This is a genomic window from Paenibacillus sp. ACRRY (genome assembly GCF_022346995.1).
Classification (GTDB): Bacteria; Bacillota; Bacilli; order Paenibacillales; family Paenibacillaceae; genus Paenibacillus.
Map to the genome: position 1 here is coordinate 106,550 of NZ_JAKRNM010000008.1, position 16,273 is coordinate 122,822.

A 16,273-nucleotide genomic window follows, 5' to 3' on the forward strand; every position below is an offset into this window, starting at 1 on the left:
GATATAGGTTTACATGAACAGCATCCGGGGCTGGATGGCTGTGGCGCTTTACTTTTACCAAAAAAATATGGTCTGGGTGTCCAGGCAAAGGTTGTGAACCATGAAGGTTATTCTCTCTACATTAAATGCAAAGTACATCCATACCTCGCTGGCTTTGCGGTGTCTGAAGGCGTACAGTGAGAAGGATTTTGATATTGAGCTGGCGGAGTATACGATCAAGGATCCCGTCATGAATATTGTGTCTGACCTGTATCAGCGCGGCGCGGACGTGATTGGATTCTCGTGTTACATCTGGAACATTGAAGAGACAATCAAGGTTATTGATAACCTGAAAAAGGTTATGCCTGACGTGAAAATATTGCTGGGCGGGCCGGAAGTGTCCTACGACACGGAATATTGGATGAACCGGATTCCCAATGTTGATTTTATCGTCATGGGTGAAGGGGAAGAGACGCTGCATCAGCTTCTGACGGAGCTGGAGGGAAGTAAAAAGTTCCATTTTGTGTATGGACTGGCCTACCGCAAAGGGGAAGAGGTCATCCTCATGCCAGGACGGCCGAAGGCGGATCTGAACGATCTGCCATCACCTCACCGATTTGAAGAGGATATCCCGGATCTCGGGAAACGGGTTGTTTATTTTGAAACCAGCCGGGGCTGTCCGTTCAGCTGTCAGTTCTGTCTGTCCAGTATTGAGGTCGGCGTGCGATATTACGATATTGAGCGGACGAAGTCGGACATTCTGTATCTGATCGAGAAGGGTGCGAAGCTGATTAAGTTTGTGGACCGGACATTCAACATTAAGCGTGATTACGCGATGGAGATGTTTAAATTCCTGATTGAGAATCATCAGGGGACCGTGTTCCAGTTTGAAATTACGGCTGATATCATGCGTCCTGAGGTACTCGATTATCTGGCAGAGAATGCGCCACCGGGCACGTTCCGGTTCGAAATTGGGGTGCAGTCCACGAATGATCCAACGAATGAACTGGTGAAACGCCGCCAGAACTTTGCCAAGCTGAGCCGTACGGTGAACAAGGTCAAAGCCAGCGGGAAAATCGACCAGCACTTGGATCTCATCGCCGGATTGCCGGAGGAAGATTACAATACGTTCCGTAAGACGTTTAACGATGTATTTGCATTGGGGCCGGAAGAGCTTCAGCTCGGATTCCTCAAAATGCTGCGCGGTACCGGTCTGCGTTTGGATGCGGAAAAGTACAATTACACGTATATGGATCACGCACCGTATGAGATTTTGGGCAGTGACGTGCTGCCATTCAGCGACATCGTGCGCCTGAAGCGGCTGGAGGATGTACTCGAGAAATACTGGAACGCTCACCGGATGGACCATACGCTGAAGTATCTGATGGAGCAGGAGTTCAACTCGCCGTTTGATTTCTTCCAGGCGTTCGGGGATTACTGGGAGGGTCAGGGCTGGCAGAAGATCGGCCACCAGCTCGAAGATCTGTTCACTCGTCTGCACAGCTTCCTGGAATCGCGGAACACACCGCATATGGATATCGTGCTCGGCCTGATGAAGCTGGATTATTTCCTCGGCCACAAATACAAACCACGCAAAATCTGGTGGGATGATGCGCTGGAGAAGGATCAGTGGGCGCTGTATATGAAAACGCTGGCTGAACGTCCCGAAGATGTTCGCCTGCCACGCGTGGCCGGTGCCGCAGGCACGGCATGGCTGGAAAGCAGCGGCACAGGTGCGAGTGCCGCTGCGGGAAGTGCGGCTGCTGCCGGGGAAAACTCTGCCGCAGATGCGGCGGGTGTGATCGGCAGCGAAGCTGTTCAGTCCGCCGCGGACGGAACGGCGGACGGTGGGGACGGCAACGCTTCGCGTGCGTTGCCGATGACCTCGGCCATGACCGCACAGACGGTCATGGGTGCCCGAGCTTTCGCCGACCTTGGTCTCGGCGAAAAGGAACTGCAGAAGCACGCCGTTCTGGACGTGCTTCCGTTCCGGCTTGAGCGTGTGCTAGCTGGCGCCAGCCCGCTTGCCGCGAAAGGCCGGACGCTGCTGGTTGTTGTGTACCAGCAGCATGAAGACCAGCAGGCGCAGTATTACACGCTGCCGCTGGGAGAAGAAGCCGCTGCCATGTAGGTGCAGCGGCCCATGAAGAAGCTGCATAGGCCGTTTGGCGGCATGCAGCGGAAGAAGCGCCACGGCTTTGCGGTCGTGGCGCTTCCCTATTGAGGTGCTGCCTGAATGAGAGCAGCACCTTACCCTTACGCGGCTCGCCATTGCACAAGCCGCGCTAATCTTTTCCTTTTACAACAACCATATGTTCTGTAAGCATCGGAAGGTCGTCTGATTCCCCATGGGATGAGGAGGGGCCTTCCCTTTTTGTATTTTAAGATTTCGGTGAGTACTTACGGATTTTACTCCATTGAATACCCAAACAGAGAGAGCGATGAAAAACGTAATATTCGGATATTTTACTGCCCACCTATATTTCCATTAAGACTGTTTGTCTAGATTGTACTTCTTCATAACTGAGTCACGAAATGTCTCGTACTCTAATAATTCATTAGAAGTGGCGGATTGAGGCATACTGCTCTGACTGATCCCTTCCATGCTGAATTTCCCCCAGTTATCATTGATTAATCCATAGTCACCATAGGAGTTTCTTAGCAAAAAAAGAACACTTCTATCCCCCTTCTGCAGTTCTACATAGTCATTAGCTGTGTATTTGAGGTCTCCCTTCAGACTGACAGGTTCAATGATTGTCAATTCGTTCTGATCAGAAGGATAATCCTCGGGTTTCTTTAGTATTTGCTCAATCTTAATAGTTGTATTGGTGTGGAAGGACTGCATGATCCCATCATTAAATGTAGTAATGACATGCTCTCGATCCCTAAAGTCCTCTGTGGCATAACCAATGACGATTAGTTCAGCAAACGCATCCAACTTGTCTAGTTCACGTAAGGTTAATGAATTGGCCGAAAGGTTAACTACTTGTTGAATGGGCTCCTCCAGTTTCGACGAACTGTTTATATATGCGAGTGTACTAATAGAGACGGCCAGTACAAATAATACATAGAATAGTAGATACTTTTTTTTGAAAAGAACCATGATCTCATCCCTTCGGTTACATGTAGTTTCCTTCCAAGAGTATTGCTTCATTTCTACTATACACATATCTGAAAATTATTGTAAATTTAATTATATATAAGTCAAAAGGATTCAAGGAGGGGCATATGAAAACCATCATTTATATGGTTAGGCATGCAGAATCGCCGTATACGGAAGGAACGGAAAGAACGAGAGGACTTACTTTGAAGGGTAAAGGGAATGCAGCCCAAATAACAGAAATATTAAAGGATGAAGGAATACATACCATTATCTCAAGCCCGTATGCACGAGCTGTCCTAACCTTGGAGGGGCTGGCAACAACGTTGGGAATAGACATTCAGATTATGGAGGACCTTCGGGAAAGGCATTTTTCAGATGATCATATTAGGGATGAAGAATTTATGCCTGCAACGAAGCGAATGTTTGAAGACCCCAAATATGCATTACCAGGAGGAGAGTCTAATACGGTTTGCCAGAACAGAGCTGTAAATGTGTTCAAGCAAATTCTAGAAGAGCACCAGGGGAAAAAGGTAGCTATTGGCACGCACGGACATGTCATGACGTTGATGATGAATTACTTTGATGCAAGCTACGGCTTTGATTTTTCTAATCAAACCAGCAAACCCGATATCTATAAGCTTCAATTCGAAGGGATGCAATTAGAGCAAGTGACAAGGTTATGGGAAGCATAGGGTAAAAGTAATTGGTAGGGAGAGAGAGTAGTCATTAGGTTGAACCAAGAGAGGGATGGTATGAATGGAACAACAGGAATACGGCCGCTATTTACTAGCGATGGGCGGAGACGAATTTGAGCCAGAAGATGATGAAGAGGTTGAAGCAGACCATTTCTATGGATTATTTCAGTGGTTTATGTCAACGGGAGCAGGCGTTGAACGGGTGTTTGAGCCGATTCCAGAAGGCCAGCTTTTCCTGGACAAGATTCGTCTGATCTATGAGATGTTGAATCCAGAGGATTTCGCCGGCGAATATGTGCCAGGTTATTTCAATGGTGGGAATGAGGATGCTTCCGAGGACACATTGCGTAGTCTGGGGGAGGAGTTAATTCTAAGATTGAAGATCTTATTCTCCAAGGTACCGGAGGATGACGAAGCAACGGACGCAGCTAAAGAAGCATTTGGGGCTTTGTCATGTATAGAGGAAGTTGTTGTATTACAGCCAGGCGAAATTGGCAAGTTAGAGCAAAGGTTGATTCAAGGTGCGGATGAAGAGGATAGCGAGGTTGTTTACGAAGCGCTCGGAGATCTTCTTCGCTCGCGTAGCGATTACAACGAAAATATCGAGCTTTTGAGTGAAGCATACTATTCCATCGCATGCGACTATTGGGTAGCCTATTACTTGCAGTGGCCCCGTTATCAAGGTTTGCAGGAGGCAGAAGACTGCCTTTATCCATACTTTGAGCTATATCGCTATGGCTATAATCTACATTGGACACAGAATAAGCTATTTATTGGTAAACGCTCATGAGTACAGAAGAATATATTCAAGACATATTACAGGCGATCATTGAAAAAATACAAATCATAGTTAACGATCGAAGTAAGCAATCCTTCGGCTCCTTGGAGTATCTCTTGAACCATATGATAGATTATCGGAATCGTAAACAATATTTGTCAAACGAATGGCCTATCAACACACCCCGTTGGCTAGGGGAATACGGAAATACACCGGAGGAAGAAGAGGTTTGTTCAGACATCCACAGATTGCAGTTATACATTGCTGAAAAGTTAAAGGGTGGATGGGGAAAGTAAGATTTACACATTCCATTGCATAAAGTCGAATGCTTTGAGGGGACCTGCCATAAGGTACTGTCATGTAGTTTAATTGGAAGGAAAGATCAAAAGAGGATTTTCTCTAAATTGCATAATTGGTGGGTCCCAGTTACAACACAGAAAATGAAAGGATAGATATGAACAAAAAAAGAGGGACGATACTTTTGTTCGCTGTACTTATCTTAGCCGTTATATTCATTTATCAATACTACATGTCAAACTATACCAATGAGGGCATAACGGACAAGGTTTTGAATCAAGATGGGTATACAGTCACACTACGATCAGAACATATTCCAGTCGAAATTTTTGTGAAGCCAGAATGGATTACCTTTAAAGTAAATGATCCAATGAAACAAGATATCCGTGTAGCAGAGCTTCACAACAATAATCTGTTGTTGGATGTGCTGAACAGAGGCAGCGATATTTATTTTACGTTTAAAACTACGTTTAATATGGAGAATCCCTCCGGAGTGTTCATATATAATGGTATTTTTCATGAGGATGGAATCTCTACTTACAGTTCAGGGAATGTGAGATTGTTCGATAAGAACATGAAAGAATTCTCCGTAGGTCAGACAGGTGTTGGTCCGGGCGCGTCATTCTCTTTTGGAATCGATCCAGAAGAACAGAAGCTTATACGAGAAGGGTTCTACGTGAAGTACGATGATTTTAACGTCTATAATTATGTGAAGGACAGCTTCAAATAGGATTTTGGAGATAAATATTAGACTAGGCTTCTTGAGCCTCGTTCTCTTTGAGTGCTTTGAGCAAGCAACGTTAACTAAAGGAGAATTATAATGTTCTATGTTAATGCCAGAGCTTTTATTGAACGTCAAGATAGGGATAGAACAGAAATCATAATCCAGACTCGAAATAAAAAGAATGAGGAGTCCTTGGAATTGCCGGGCGGCAGATTGGAACTTTATGAATCCATCATAGATGCATTGAGAAGAGAAGTATATGAAGAGACAGGTTTGACCGTAGTAGCTGTAGAAGGTAGTCACAAGCGAATAGATACATGTGGGATCAACCCGAATTTTGAAGTTGAATGTTTGGAGCCGTATTGCGTATATCAGACCATTAAAGGGCCTGTGGATTCAATCGGCATGTATTTTATATGTCAGGTGGAGGGGGAGCTGTTGCAAGAGGGTGACGAAACGACAAATATCGGCTGGAGAACGATTGATGAGATTTATGATCGTATGATTAATGATCCAAGACAGTTCTCAGATGTTGATCGCGCAGGGATAATATATTATTTGAAGCACAGGTTTGGAAAGGAATTCGGAGGAGACTGAAGATGTAAGGAGTAATTAAGATGTATATAAAAGAAAAGAAGTATATTGTTGCTATTACTGTTCTTGTTGTAATTGTATTGGTGACGATATGGTATTTTAGAGTGGGATATTTATTAAGAAAACCAGAGATGCCCAACGCAAATATTGAGATTCAGACCCAAATGGTTGATGGTGGTACGATTAATTTAAGAAATGCTTATTACACCGATAATGAAATTAAGGTTGGATATGAAGTGAAAGGGTTCAGTTTGAAGGAGAATAACATTTCTTGTAAGCTTTATCATGACGGGAATTTAATATCAACTTCTGGCTCAACAGGTGGAGGTCTGATAGAACTGGACGAAAAGCACTATTACTTTGTTGGTTTTGAGAATATAGATGAAAACGATCTGCCTGATTCTCTAAATCTAAAGGTTGAAATTATTGTGATACCCAATGATTCTGGACAAAAACCTATACTAGCTTCGTTTAATGTAAGCCTCGATAAAGAAAGTAGAGCTTAATGTCGCTGCATTCTAACCACTCCGCAAGAATATGTAAATCTGCTTGATAAGTGTAGATAACTACACATAACATCATATTCAAGCTGCAGGCATAGGGCCTTGAAAGAGAGATACGCCAATCTTATACGTGAGGGTGATTCATGTGGAACGAGGACTCATTATATTTTTGAACGGAACGTCAAGTTCGGGGAAGACAAGTATTGCGGTGGAAATGAAAAAGCATGGAGACATTCCGTTACATCATCTGTCTGTAGATCAATTTGGCCAAAATTATGATCAGTTTATCGACAATACCTACCCAGATATGAAACCAACTAGAGAAGTGGAACCTCATGTGATGACAGATATCCTTTTTGACCCGATTGTCTCATTGTTCTATTCAACCATTAAACTGTTTTCGGAGATGGGTTTGAATGTCATTGTGGATACGGTCATTACCAATGACAAGTGGTTTAACGGTTTTTATGATTTGCTTGCAGATTATCCGATATTGTTTGTGGGTGTGCACTGCTCCAAGGAAGAACTCACCAGAAGAGAGGAAAGCAGGGGAGATCGTGCAATTGGACTTGCCCATTCCCAGTTTGACTACATATATTCCTATGATGAATATGATCTTGAAGTGAACACGGAAGAACTCAGTTCAGTGGACTGTGCGGAAAAGATACTTGATTATATCAATTCCGAGCAGGAATTCTCGGCATTTAAGAAGTTGAGTAGAAGAGACTGAAGGAGATTAAACGATCGTCTTGGTGGAGAAACCCCATTTATATTATTTATCATGGAGCTTCTAGCGCACTACAGCATGGTTCCTAGAAATAGCGACCTTAGTCTATATGTGGAGGTGAGGTAATATGAAAAGGAAAATTCTATTCATGCCTTACATTTCTTTGATTTTACTTTTATCCGGGTGTTCATCGTCCTCTGGAAGTTTTGCTTCAGATAAAATGATAAAACTAGAGAATGAAGTCTACATTACAAGCAATGAGACGGTTACAGAAGATGAACTAGCTGAACAAATAGGCGAGATAGAAGTATCCTCAACCAATGAGAGTGATCTTAATGAGGCGAACACAATAAGTTCGAATACATATAAAGTAGGTACAAGGCTATTTAAAATGATTAACAAAAATACTAAGGATATGATTGCTGTGGAAGATTCTACATCCAGATATTTCATTGCCTATAATAACAACTATACAGAGAAATAGTATATTGATGTATGGCTAAAAGTCTGAGATTAATAAAACACCTCCGAGAGCGTGCAATTATATCGTATGATATGAAGCTCGATCCTGGAGGTGCTTTTGTATTGAACTTACATTTTAACTGTGGGGTTACTCTGCTTGAGAAAGCAAACTTCTTTCTCCCTGCATGTCGCATTAGTCCGGCTGAAATGTCGCAAAAGTACATGGTAACGCCATGCGGAGATCGTTTATACTCTCCTTATGTTTCGATAATGAAAATCATTATCAGTATTAACCATAAGGGGGATTCATCATGAATCAAGGAATGAAAGGGCAAGGGGCTGGAAGCAATGCCTACGCTGCCCGCCAATCACGATTGTTAATGGGCTTGATGCTGGCCCTAATTCTTGTTCTGACAGCTTGCGGTGCCGGAACAGGTACAGGTACTGATAGTGGTAAGCAGTCTGCTGCAGCACCAGCGGAGACACCTGCGAATGAAGAAGTTCAGACTGCAGGAGCTTTCCCTGTAACGATCACGCACATGAAGGGTGAGCTGACACTAAACGAAAAACCAAATAAAATTGCTGTGCTTGATGTTAAGTTTCTGGACCAAATGTTAGCCGTTGGCGAGAAGCCGGCAGGCAGTGTTATCGCTGGAGGCAACACCGATTTTCCAGAATACTTAGGTGATCAGCCGAATGACGTACAGGTTCTGGGTACACGGGACGAGCCCAATCTGGAAGCGATTGTAGCCTTGGATCCCGATCTGATTATCATGACCGACTTCCAGGAGAAACAGTATGAGAATGTAAGCAAAATAGCCCCTACCCTCGTACTCGACTTCTATGAGGATTGGCGCGATACGCTAGCCACAGTCGCCAAGATTACAGACAAGCAGGACGAGGCAGAGACGGTGCGTCAGGCTTATGAGGACAAAGTCGCTGGACTGAAAGCGAAGCTGTCAGAGAAAATGGGAGATGAAACAGTCGCCCTGATCCGTCCGAGAAAAGAAGGCATTCGTGTTCATGGTATTGAACATCGTACAGGCGGCATTCTGTATCAGGATCTGGGCTTGAACATGCCTGCACTCGTTGAGGGAATCAAGGATGATACTTCTGTTGAAATCTCAATGGAGAAGGTTCCGGAGATTGGCGCGGATCGTTATTTCGTACTATCGGATGAGCTGTTTGCAGCAGAGGCAGAGGCTATGATTAGCAATCCGGTGTGGAAATCCCTTGATGCCGTGAAAAATAACCGTACGTATGATGTAAACTCAACACTTTGGATCGCATACTACGGACCTCTTGCTATTAATCTTATCGTAGATCAGGCATCCGAAGCCCTGCTCGGATCGAATTAATATGAACCCGTATCTCTCGACAGACTTATGGAAAGAGACCGTGGAGGATCATTCGATATGGCTCGGTGAGCCGCCTGAATGTAGTGTCCGTACCATTGCTCTAAGCGAGCTGCATCAAGAATCTGCATGCCGAGAGTATATAAGCTGGTTTCAGGAGTACATTGATGCACCTGACATGAAGGTTGCGGCTTCAATGTTAGCCAAGCGAATTGGCTATCTGTGGACCGCTCCGCTGGTGAAGGCAATGAGTTTTCATCATCAGCATGTCTCCTTTGAGCTGGAGAACAGCTTCCTCTATCATCCGCCGCTCTCAGCTCATGAGGGTGGTACACGTTTTCCTTTTCTGGCGGTGAATCGGCTTCAAGCAGAAGCACAAACGGCAGACAGGGAAGTGTGGCGAGAAAAGGTGGTAGAAGAGATGTTTGCGGTACAGCTTACACCGTTGTTAAAATCGCTTGCTGCGATTGCACCTCTATCCATGAGTATTCTCTGGGAGAATATCATGGTACGTATTGGCCCGCTGTATACCCCTGTTGCAGACGATGACGGGGAGGAATGCCAGTACATCCAGAATGATTTTTCATATCTGACTCAAGATGCGCCAGGGCAGGTATTCGGTGTAAAACGTAATCCATTTACCCGATTCACAGAAACCAAGAGCAGCGTTCCTGTTGCGAAGAGCAAGCGCATCACCTGCTGCTTTTATTATCAGATGTCCGAGGAATACTGCAACAAATGTCCGAAAATTGACAATGAGAATGAATCTCAATTAAAATGACAGCAGCAACAACTTACCTTTGCTATTGTCAGGAGATGAGAGAAATGCCGCTGCAAGAACAGACAAGTGGTTGGAGTGATACGGCGATCAAGATGCTTGACGGGTATAGCGGTACTTTGCAGACAGGCAGCGTTCTACGCGAAACGGATTTAACTTCAAATGTCTTGCTGCTGGCATGCGGAGGGGAAGGGGAGCTTGAGATGGATGGCGAGGGTTGCCACATTGGAGCTTCTTTTGCCTGTCATGTGGTAGAGGGGGCATCCTTTACGCTGACAGCCAGATCAGAGGACATACACTATATTGTAATCATGTACAAGGCTTCTTCCATGGAGGGAGCCTCTCTTGTTATGCCTTCGTATCGTAAACATCCGCTGCGCAGGTCATTTGTGCAGCATTCGGTAACCCACGCGGAATGGATCGAGAACGCGGAAAAAATCGTTGTCAAATGGCGCCGCGGCGAAGGGCTGGAACGTTTCTATGCCAATGCGCTACTCCAGGGAATGATCTACGAGCTGATCATGGAATACGAACAAGGTCAAGGGGGACCAGAGTCCGACATGGTGGATGTTGTGGCTTCCTATATAACCTCGCATTATCGTCAGAACCTGGAGCTGAAAGAGCTGGCAGCCCTTGCGGGATGCAGCGTAAGGCAGTTACAGCGCCGTTTCAAACAAGAGAAGCAGCTCGGACCGATGGAATACGTCATTCAGCTGCGCATGGAAAGTGCATCGCGGATGCTGCGTCATACGGATGCTTCCATCGGTGAGATTGCTGACAAAATGGGCTATCAGGACATGTATTATTTCAGCAGAGCGTTTAAGAAACATTATGGCGTCCCACCGCTGCATTACCGACTTGCCGCCGCTTCGAGAACAGATGCAGACTATGCCAATGCTTTGCTGCAAAACCGCACAGCTTCATCATATGAATCTGCCCAAGGCTCAGTCATCTGCCATATGCGAGGGGAGTATACCGTCACCGAATCACCACAACGTATCGCTGTCCTCGATGTGCAATATGCCGATCATCTGCTTGCGCTTGGATTGTCTCCAGTAGGAAGCGTCGGAGTGGGAAGTACCGTGTTAACATTCCCTCCATCACTTCGGGCAGGACTTCAGCATACCGAATTGCTTGGCACGTATGAATACCCCGATCTGCCTGCGGTAGAGCGATTGTCTCCGGATCTGATTATTTGCACTGAGGTGCATGGTCAGCATGTTGAACGTTTAAGTCGGATTGCTCCAGTACTCATGTTCAAGCGCAATGAAAGTTGGCAGACGATTTTGAGTTTGTTCGGTGAACTGACAGGCAAGCGGGCAGAAGCCAAGCAAATTATTGCGAATTATCATCGCCGGACTGCTGTGCTGTCCGAAGAACTGGCTTCTGTAGTGGCAGGCAAAAGTGTGGCCCTGATTCGTCCGCTGGATTCTCTCGTACGTGTACATTCCGCTGCTCATCGAACTGGCGCTGTGCTGTACCGCGATCTAGGTCTGCCTGTTCCGTTATTTGTAGCAGATACTTCCGACACGGCCTATCACATCTCGGTTGAGAGACTACCGGCTGTACAAGCCAGCCACTACTTTTTGCTGAGTAATGAGCTCATGCAGGATGGGATATCTGCTACAGAGCAGCATGTGTGGGGAATGCTTGATACCAGTGAGCGACAGCGCATATACTCGGTCGATGCCGCAACGTGGATCGGATGTTATGGACCCACAGGGATCAACGGTATTGTGGATCAGATCGCTCAGGCATTGTTGGCTTGAGAGCCCTATCCTGAAAAAATGATAAAACCAAAAGAAACCGTTCCTTGTAAAATGGAAGTGTGCACAACCACAGACCAAAGGACGGTTTCTTTCTACATTCAACATTTCTAGGCGAGTCATCTTAGTGATATATTGCTCTTTTCGGAATGCCAAGAACAACGGAATGTTGGGGTAGAGCCTGGTCGACTCTTCATTCGGAAATTGGCCCAATTAGGATGTCTTCGGCCCCTTTCCCTGAGTTAATCGTTGGTCTGCCGCGTGTTGATGCCTAAATTGTCCTGGGGTAAGTCCTGTTCTGGCCTTGAATATTTTGTTGAAATAGCTGACGTTTGCGTATCCAATCTCCCTGCAAACCTCCTCAACGGAGGCGTCTGTCTGCTTCAACAGCTCCATGGCACGTTTGATGCGCAGCTGAATGAGATAGTCATTAACCGTCATGCCCGTTGACTCCTTGAAGATGCGCCCCAAGTAGGAAGAGCTGCGTTTCACATGTTCCGCCACGTTATCTACAGATATATTCTTATTGTAATGGTTGTCCATGAATTCGGTTGCCAGCTGAAGGGTCACATCCGTCATTTTGGAGCGCTTCTCCCGGTGGTAGTCGATGATCTTGCTGCATATCGTTAACACACATGTCTCCATATCCTGAACGGTTTCGGCACGCGCCAGAGCATCGGTATAGGACGATCCTTCGCCGATAACAGCGGTCACCTCTCCGCCAGTCTGGACGAGTGTTTTAACCAACTCCCCGCTTAATTGAACATACAGCTGATGAATATTGGCTTTACCCAGCCTTTGCTTTAGCACCTCCCGGGTGATGGCCCGGATCACGGCAGTACATTCCTCTTTATCCGTCTTGAGCAGGGATTGCTGCAGCTTCGTTTCGAGTTCATACGGATAATAGTAGGTACCTTCTTCCGATTTCCATTCATCAAGGATCGAATAGGGCAGAATTTCGCCCTTCCCAATGTAGATTTTCATATTTAGTGCCTCTTGAGTTTCGTTGTAAGCTGCACGCACGGCTTGTTCTCCGGTGTGAATGCGGCTGACAGCGATGGTCACAGAGATCCCATAACGACTGAGAAAATATGATTTGAGGCTTCTGGCTTGTTCCACAGGAAAGGTATCATCGGCATCCGGATGTAAGGAGAGAAGGATGACGGTGTGCCTGCTGTCTTTGACAAAAATTTCTCCGTTGATATCCTTTCCCAGCTCTTCCATCAGACTGTACTGGAGCAGATGGGAATGGAATAGATCTTCCGATCCCCTCATCGGCTGATGCTCCTCGAGTTCAAGGGTCAGGATGGCAAAACGATTGAAATCAAGCTGTAATCCAAGCAGCTCTGCCGCATGGTCGGGTCTGTTTGGTGCTTCTTCTGGAACGTTGCCCAGAATGAGATCGTTCAAATACTTTTCCTTAATGGCCGTGCGATTTCCGGTGAGGAGTTCATCCACTTTTAGCTTTTCTTTGATTAAAATATCGCGGTTCCGTGTCATCTGCTCAAATGAATGACGGATAAAGCCGGCTTCATCCGTGCTGCTCGGAGCGCCGGATCTGTCGCGCCGTTCGGATTCTTCAGAGCTCACAATATAGGAGATCACACTTTGCAGCGGGCGATACAGTCTTCTCGATAATAAATAGGAGATCGCAACAGCAGCCGTTATATATAGGATGGCGACTGTCCAAATGAGGACTTTAATTCGATTCATGCCTTGCAGAAGGACGGATCGTTCGGTGATATCGACGAATCGCCAGCCTGTCATATTCGATGCAGTGTAGGATACGATCTGATCGGAATCGCTAATATAGTAGCCGCTGTCCAATGTTATCTGTTCGGCATCCCATTGCTGAAGGAGTGCTTCTCTGTCATGAGCATCGGAATAGAGAAGTTCACCCTGTGGACCAATGACCATGATGGTGCCTTTCTTGCTATTGTAATGACTTAAGTAGTCAGCGAAGAGTCGATCCAGATTCAAATTAATGACGATCGCGCCCTCCACTTGGCCAATCAGTGGCATTTTCTGAATTAGTGAGGTCGCAGGATGATCCGGAGAAAATCCATTCGATCTTCCCGTTAACCAGACGGTACGAGATGATGAGTCTTGACTTAAGGTATCCAGCCAGGACTGGTCAGCAAAGTCGGATATAGGAGATGTCTTTATCTCCGGACGTGATGTCAGGACAAGTTCAAGCGGGGCGTAGTACAGATATATGGAATCGATGTAGGGACTGAGCTTTTTTTGCTCTTCTACGAGAGTGGATAGATCAATTAATGAACCTACAGAGAGCTTGCCTCCGATGGTATGGTACACATAGGATTGAGCCATTAGCAGACTATTGGCCGCATTTCTGATGGTGGTCAGCTCCTTATGAATCAGCTCCTTCTGCTGAGTCAAGACAGATTCATTATAGCCGATGGCGTTACGGACACTGTTATCAGCCGAAATCATGTAAGTGATCGAAGAAATGAGAACAACCGTGATCAAAGCAATAGCGGTCATCGATAGGAGCAGTTTAACGAACATCGAGTTATTTTTCATGGCTAAAAGTCCCCTCATGACAATCCCCTCCTTACTTCAATCGTGGTAGCGCTTACAATGAAATTTGATCATCCTAACTGTTGTGTGCAGTCCATTATATCTCACACCAGACGCGTTAGAACAGATCGAAGTTGAAAAACATACAAAAAACGGAATAACGTTAGTGGCTCTATACGGCTTCTGAAGCCAAAAACATAAAAAAAATGGAATGAGAGGATTGTGCGCCGGAAGGTAAAAAGCTTAAATTTTAAGTATGTAAAAGCCGTTTCCGAATACCCGGCCGGGTCGTCATGTAGGATGCGGGATTCCCGAAATCAATATCAATCCAACAACAGGGGGTAGGTTCTTTTGAATAAAAGAATCAAATTTGTAAGCGTTATCTTACTGGCTGTAAGTTTAACGGCAAGCTTGCTTACCGGATGCACTTCCGAGACGAACACCTCAAGCCCGAGTTCTAATGCAGGAGAAACGCCGGGAGCTAACTCCAATCCAATCGAAATCTCCTGGGGCATTCACTTTGCCGCAGATGGAGTTGTGAATGACTCGGAGGTTCAGAAGTGGCTGGAGCAGAAGTTTAATGTAAAGATCAAACCCGTGAAGGTAACGGACGCCAGTATCGCTTCCGGGGATATACCAGACATATTCATGCTCGGTGATCCTTCCAATGTAATCGCTTACCAAAATCAGGGCGTGTTAATGAGCATTGATCAGAACATGTTGAAGGAGAAAATGCCGGAGTATTACGCGGATATTGAGAAAAAGAAAGAGCTTTTCCAAACCGTTACCGTTAATAACGAGCTGTGGGCTATCCCGATGTTTATCGATTTGAAGCCTTACGATCTGGGGATGTTGTGGCGTAAGGACTGGCTGGACCAGGTCGGCATTCAGAAAGTCCCGGAGACGTTGGATGAATTCGAGGAAGCCGTTTATGCCTTTGCACAAAAAGATCCGGACGGTAACGGTGTGAAGGATACGTACGGTTTGACTGGAACGGCTACGTCCACGTGGTCATCCGGGTTTTATTCCATCTTCGGTGCATTCGGTGTGGAGCCGACCATGTGGATGGAGAGGGATGGTCAGATTGTAAACGGATCGATCATGCCTGAGACCAAGGAAGCCTTGGCGAAGCTGCGCAAATGGTATGAGGATGGGGTCATCGATCCGGAATTTATTACAGATACACAGGATTCATATCGTAAAAAACTGTATAACAACCGGATCGGCGTTATTGAAGAGCAGATTAGCAAAGGCGCTCTGCCGGAATCTGCAACAGTCAAGGAAATGCTGGCACTAAATCCGGATGCCAAGATGACATTTTCCAAAAATCCGAAGGGACCTGGCGGTGATGGCTCATGGGATTGGGGAATCAAGAGCAATTTCCTGGTTATCGGCAGCAAAGTCAAGGATCAGCCTGAGAAGCTTGAGAAGCTGTTCGAAATTTTACAGGCACAGAGCAATGATGAAGAGACCATCAATATGACCAGCCTTGGTGTAAAGGGGGAGCAATGGGATTTTGCTGAGAGCGGGGCTACCTCGGGGGCGACTATATTCCTGCCTGGATTCGACAAGCAGGAGCAGCGTGATCAACTGGGAATCCGCCTGTTCTCTTTTGGTAACATTACCACCCAGGCTTATCGGGACAAATATTCCGATCCGAAGCTGAATGAGGCGGTCAAAAAGTATTCATCTGCTCCAAGATGGACCGATGCGCTGCTATTCTCTGTGCTGCCTTCGGACGGAAAATACAAACAGGAATTGACGTCACTCATGCAAAAATATTTCGCACAAATCATCAGCGGTGAAATTCCTCTGACTGAGTTTGATACATTCGTAACGGAATGGAAGGCAAAAGGCGGCGATGAATTAACGAAGGAAGCCAATGAAATGTACCAAGCACAATTCAAAAAATAACCCTGACTTGGCTAGGCCACCTGTGAGGGCGTAATCATCCCTTGCGGGAGGGCTGGC

Annotated in this window: 14 protein-coding genes; 12 read left to right on the forward strand and 2 right to left on the reverse strand. The window is 45.8% G+C overall.

The window, feature by feature from the left end:
• The first annotated feature begins 100 nt into the window (after positions 1–100).
• The gene (locus tag MH144_RS23210) at positions 101–2,110 is read left to right on the forward strand and encodes a B12-binding domain-containing radical SAM protein (RefSeq protein ID WP_239304555.1); all 2,010 of its coding nucleotides are present in this window, start codon (positions 101–103) and stop codon (positions 2,108–2,110) included.
• Positions 2,111–2,467: 357 nt separating this feature from the next.
• On the opposite strand, the gene MH144_RS23215 is transcribed toward MH144_RS23210, so the two are convergent.
• Complete coding sequence (locus tag MH144_RS23215) at positions 2,468–3,133, reverse strand: hypothetical protein (RefSeq protein ID WP_239304557.1); 666 nt, start codon at positions 3,131–3,133, stop codon at positions 2,468–2,470.
• Between the two features lie 74 nt (positions 3,134–3,207).
• Here MH144_RS23215 and MH144_RS23220 point away from each other — a divergent pair, with 74 nt between their 5' ends.
• The 10 genes from MH144_RS23220 to MH144_RS23265 all read left to right on the forward strand — a co-directional run bounded on the left by MH144_RS23220 (position 3,208) and on the right by MH144_RS23265 (position 11,764).
• Entirely contained in the window at positions 3,208–3,774 is a 567-nt protein-coding gene (locus MH144_RS23220; protein ID WP_239304559.1) for a histidine phosphatase family protein, read from the forward strand.
• Positions 3,775–3,838: 64 nt separating this feature from the next.
• Positions 3,839–4,567 (forward strand): hypothetical protein, encoded by a 729-nt coding sequence (locus tag MH144_RS23225; RefSeq protein WP_239304561.1) that lies wholly within the window; start codon positions 3,839–3,841, stop codon positions 4,565–4,567.
• A gap of 442 nt (positions 4,568–5,009) precedes the next feature.
• Positions 5,010–5,582, forward strand: coding sequence for a hypothetical protein (locus MH144_RS23230; protein ID WP_239304563.1), 573 nt, complete (start codon positions 5,010–5,012; stop codon positions 5,580–5,582).
• Positions 5,583–5,672: 90 nt separating this feature from the next.
• Complete coding sequence (locus MH144_RS23235; protein ID WP_239304565.1) at positions 5,673–6,173, forward strand: NUDIX hydrolase; 501 nt, start codon at positions 5,673–5,675, stop codon at positions 6,171–6,173.
• 20 nt (positions 6,174–6,193) lie between these two features.
• Complete coding sequence (locus MH144_RS23240; RefSeq protein WP_239304567.1) at positions 6,194–6,676, forward strand: hypothetical protein; 483 nt, start codon at positions 6,194–6,196, stop codon at positions 6,674–6,676.
• 142 nt (positions 6,677–6,818) lie between these two features.
• Positions 6,819–7,403, forward strand: a complete 585-nt coding sequence (locus MH144_RS23245) for a chloramphenicol phosphotransferase CPT family protein (protein ID WP_239304739.1) — start codon at positions 6,819–6,821, stop codon at positions 7,401–7,403.
• Between the two features lie 124 nt (positions 7,404–7,527).
• Complete coding sequence (locus MH144_RS23250) at positions 7,528–7,884, forward strand: hypothetical protein (RefSeq protein WP_239304569.1); 357 nt, start codon at positions 7,528–7,530, stop codon at positions 7,882–7,884.
• A gap of 289 nt (positions 7,885–8,173) precedes the next feature.
• Positions 8,174–9,220, forward strand: coding sequence for an ABC transporter substrate-binding protein (locus tag MH144_RS23255; protein WP_239304571.1), 1,047 nt, complete (start codon positions 8,174–8,176; stop codon positions 9,218–9,220).
• A gap of 1 nt (position 9,221) precedes the next feature.
• The gene (locus MH144_RS23260; protein WP_239304573.1) at positions 9,222–9,998 is read left to right on the forward strand and encodes a (2Fe-2S)-binding protein; all 777 of its coding nucleotides are present in this window, start codon (positions 9,222–9,224) and stop codon (positions 9,996–9,998) included.
• A gap of 44 nt (positions 9,999–10,042) precedes the next feature.
• Positions 10,043–11,764: a helix-turn-helix domain-containing protein gene (locus MH144_RS23265; RefSeq protein WP_239304575.1), complete on the forward strand. Its 1,722-nt coding sequence runs from the start codon at positions 10,043–10,045 to the stop codon at positions 11,762–11,764.
• A 210-nt stretch (positions 11,765–11,974) separates the two neighbouring features.
• Here MH144_RS23265 and MH144_RS23270 read toward each other — a convergent pair whose 3' ends face one another.
• Positions 11,975–14,323, reverse strand: a complete 2,349-nt coding sequence (locus tag MH144_RS23270; protein ID WP_239304577.1) for a helix-turn-helix domain-containing protein — start codon at positions 14,321–14,323, stop codon at positions 11,975–11,977.
• A 330-nt stretch (positions 14,324–14,653) separates the two neighbouring features.
• On the opposite strand from MH144_RS23270, the gene MH144_RS23275 reads away from it, so the two are divergent.
• Positions 14,654–16,216, forward strand: a complete 1,563-nt coding sequence (locus MH144_RS23275) for an extracellular solute-binding protein (protein ID WP_239304579.1) — start codon at positions 14,654–14,656, stop codon at positions 16,214–16,216.
• Positions 16,217–16,273: the final 57 nt, after the last annotated feature.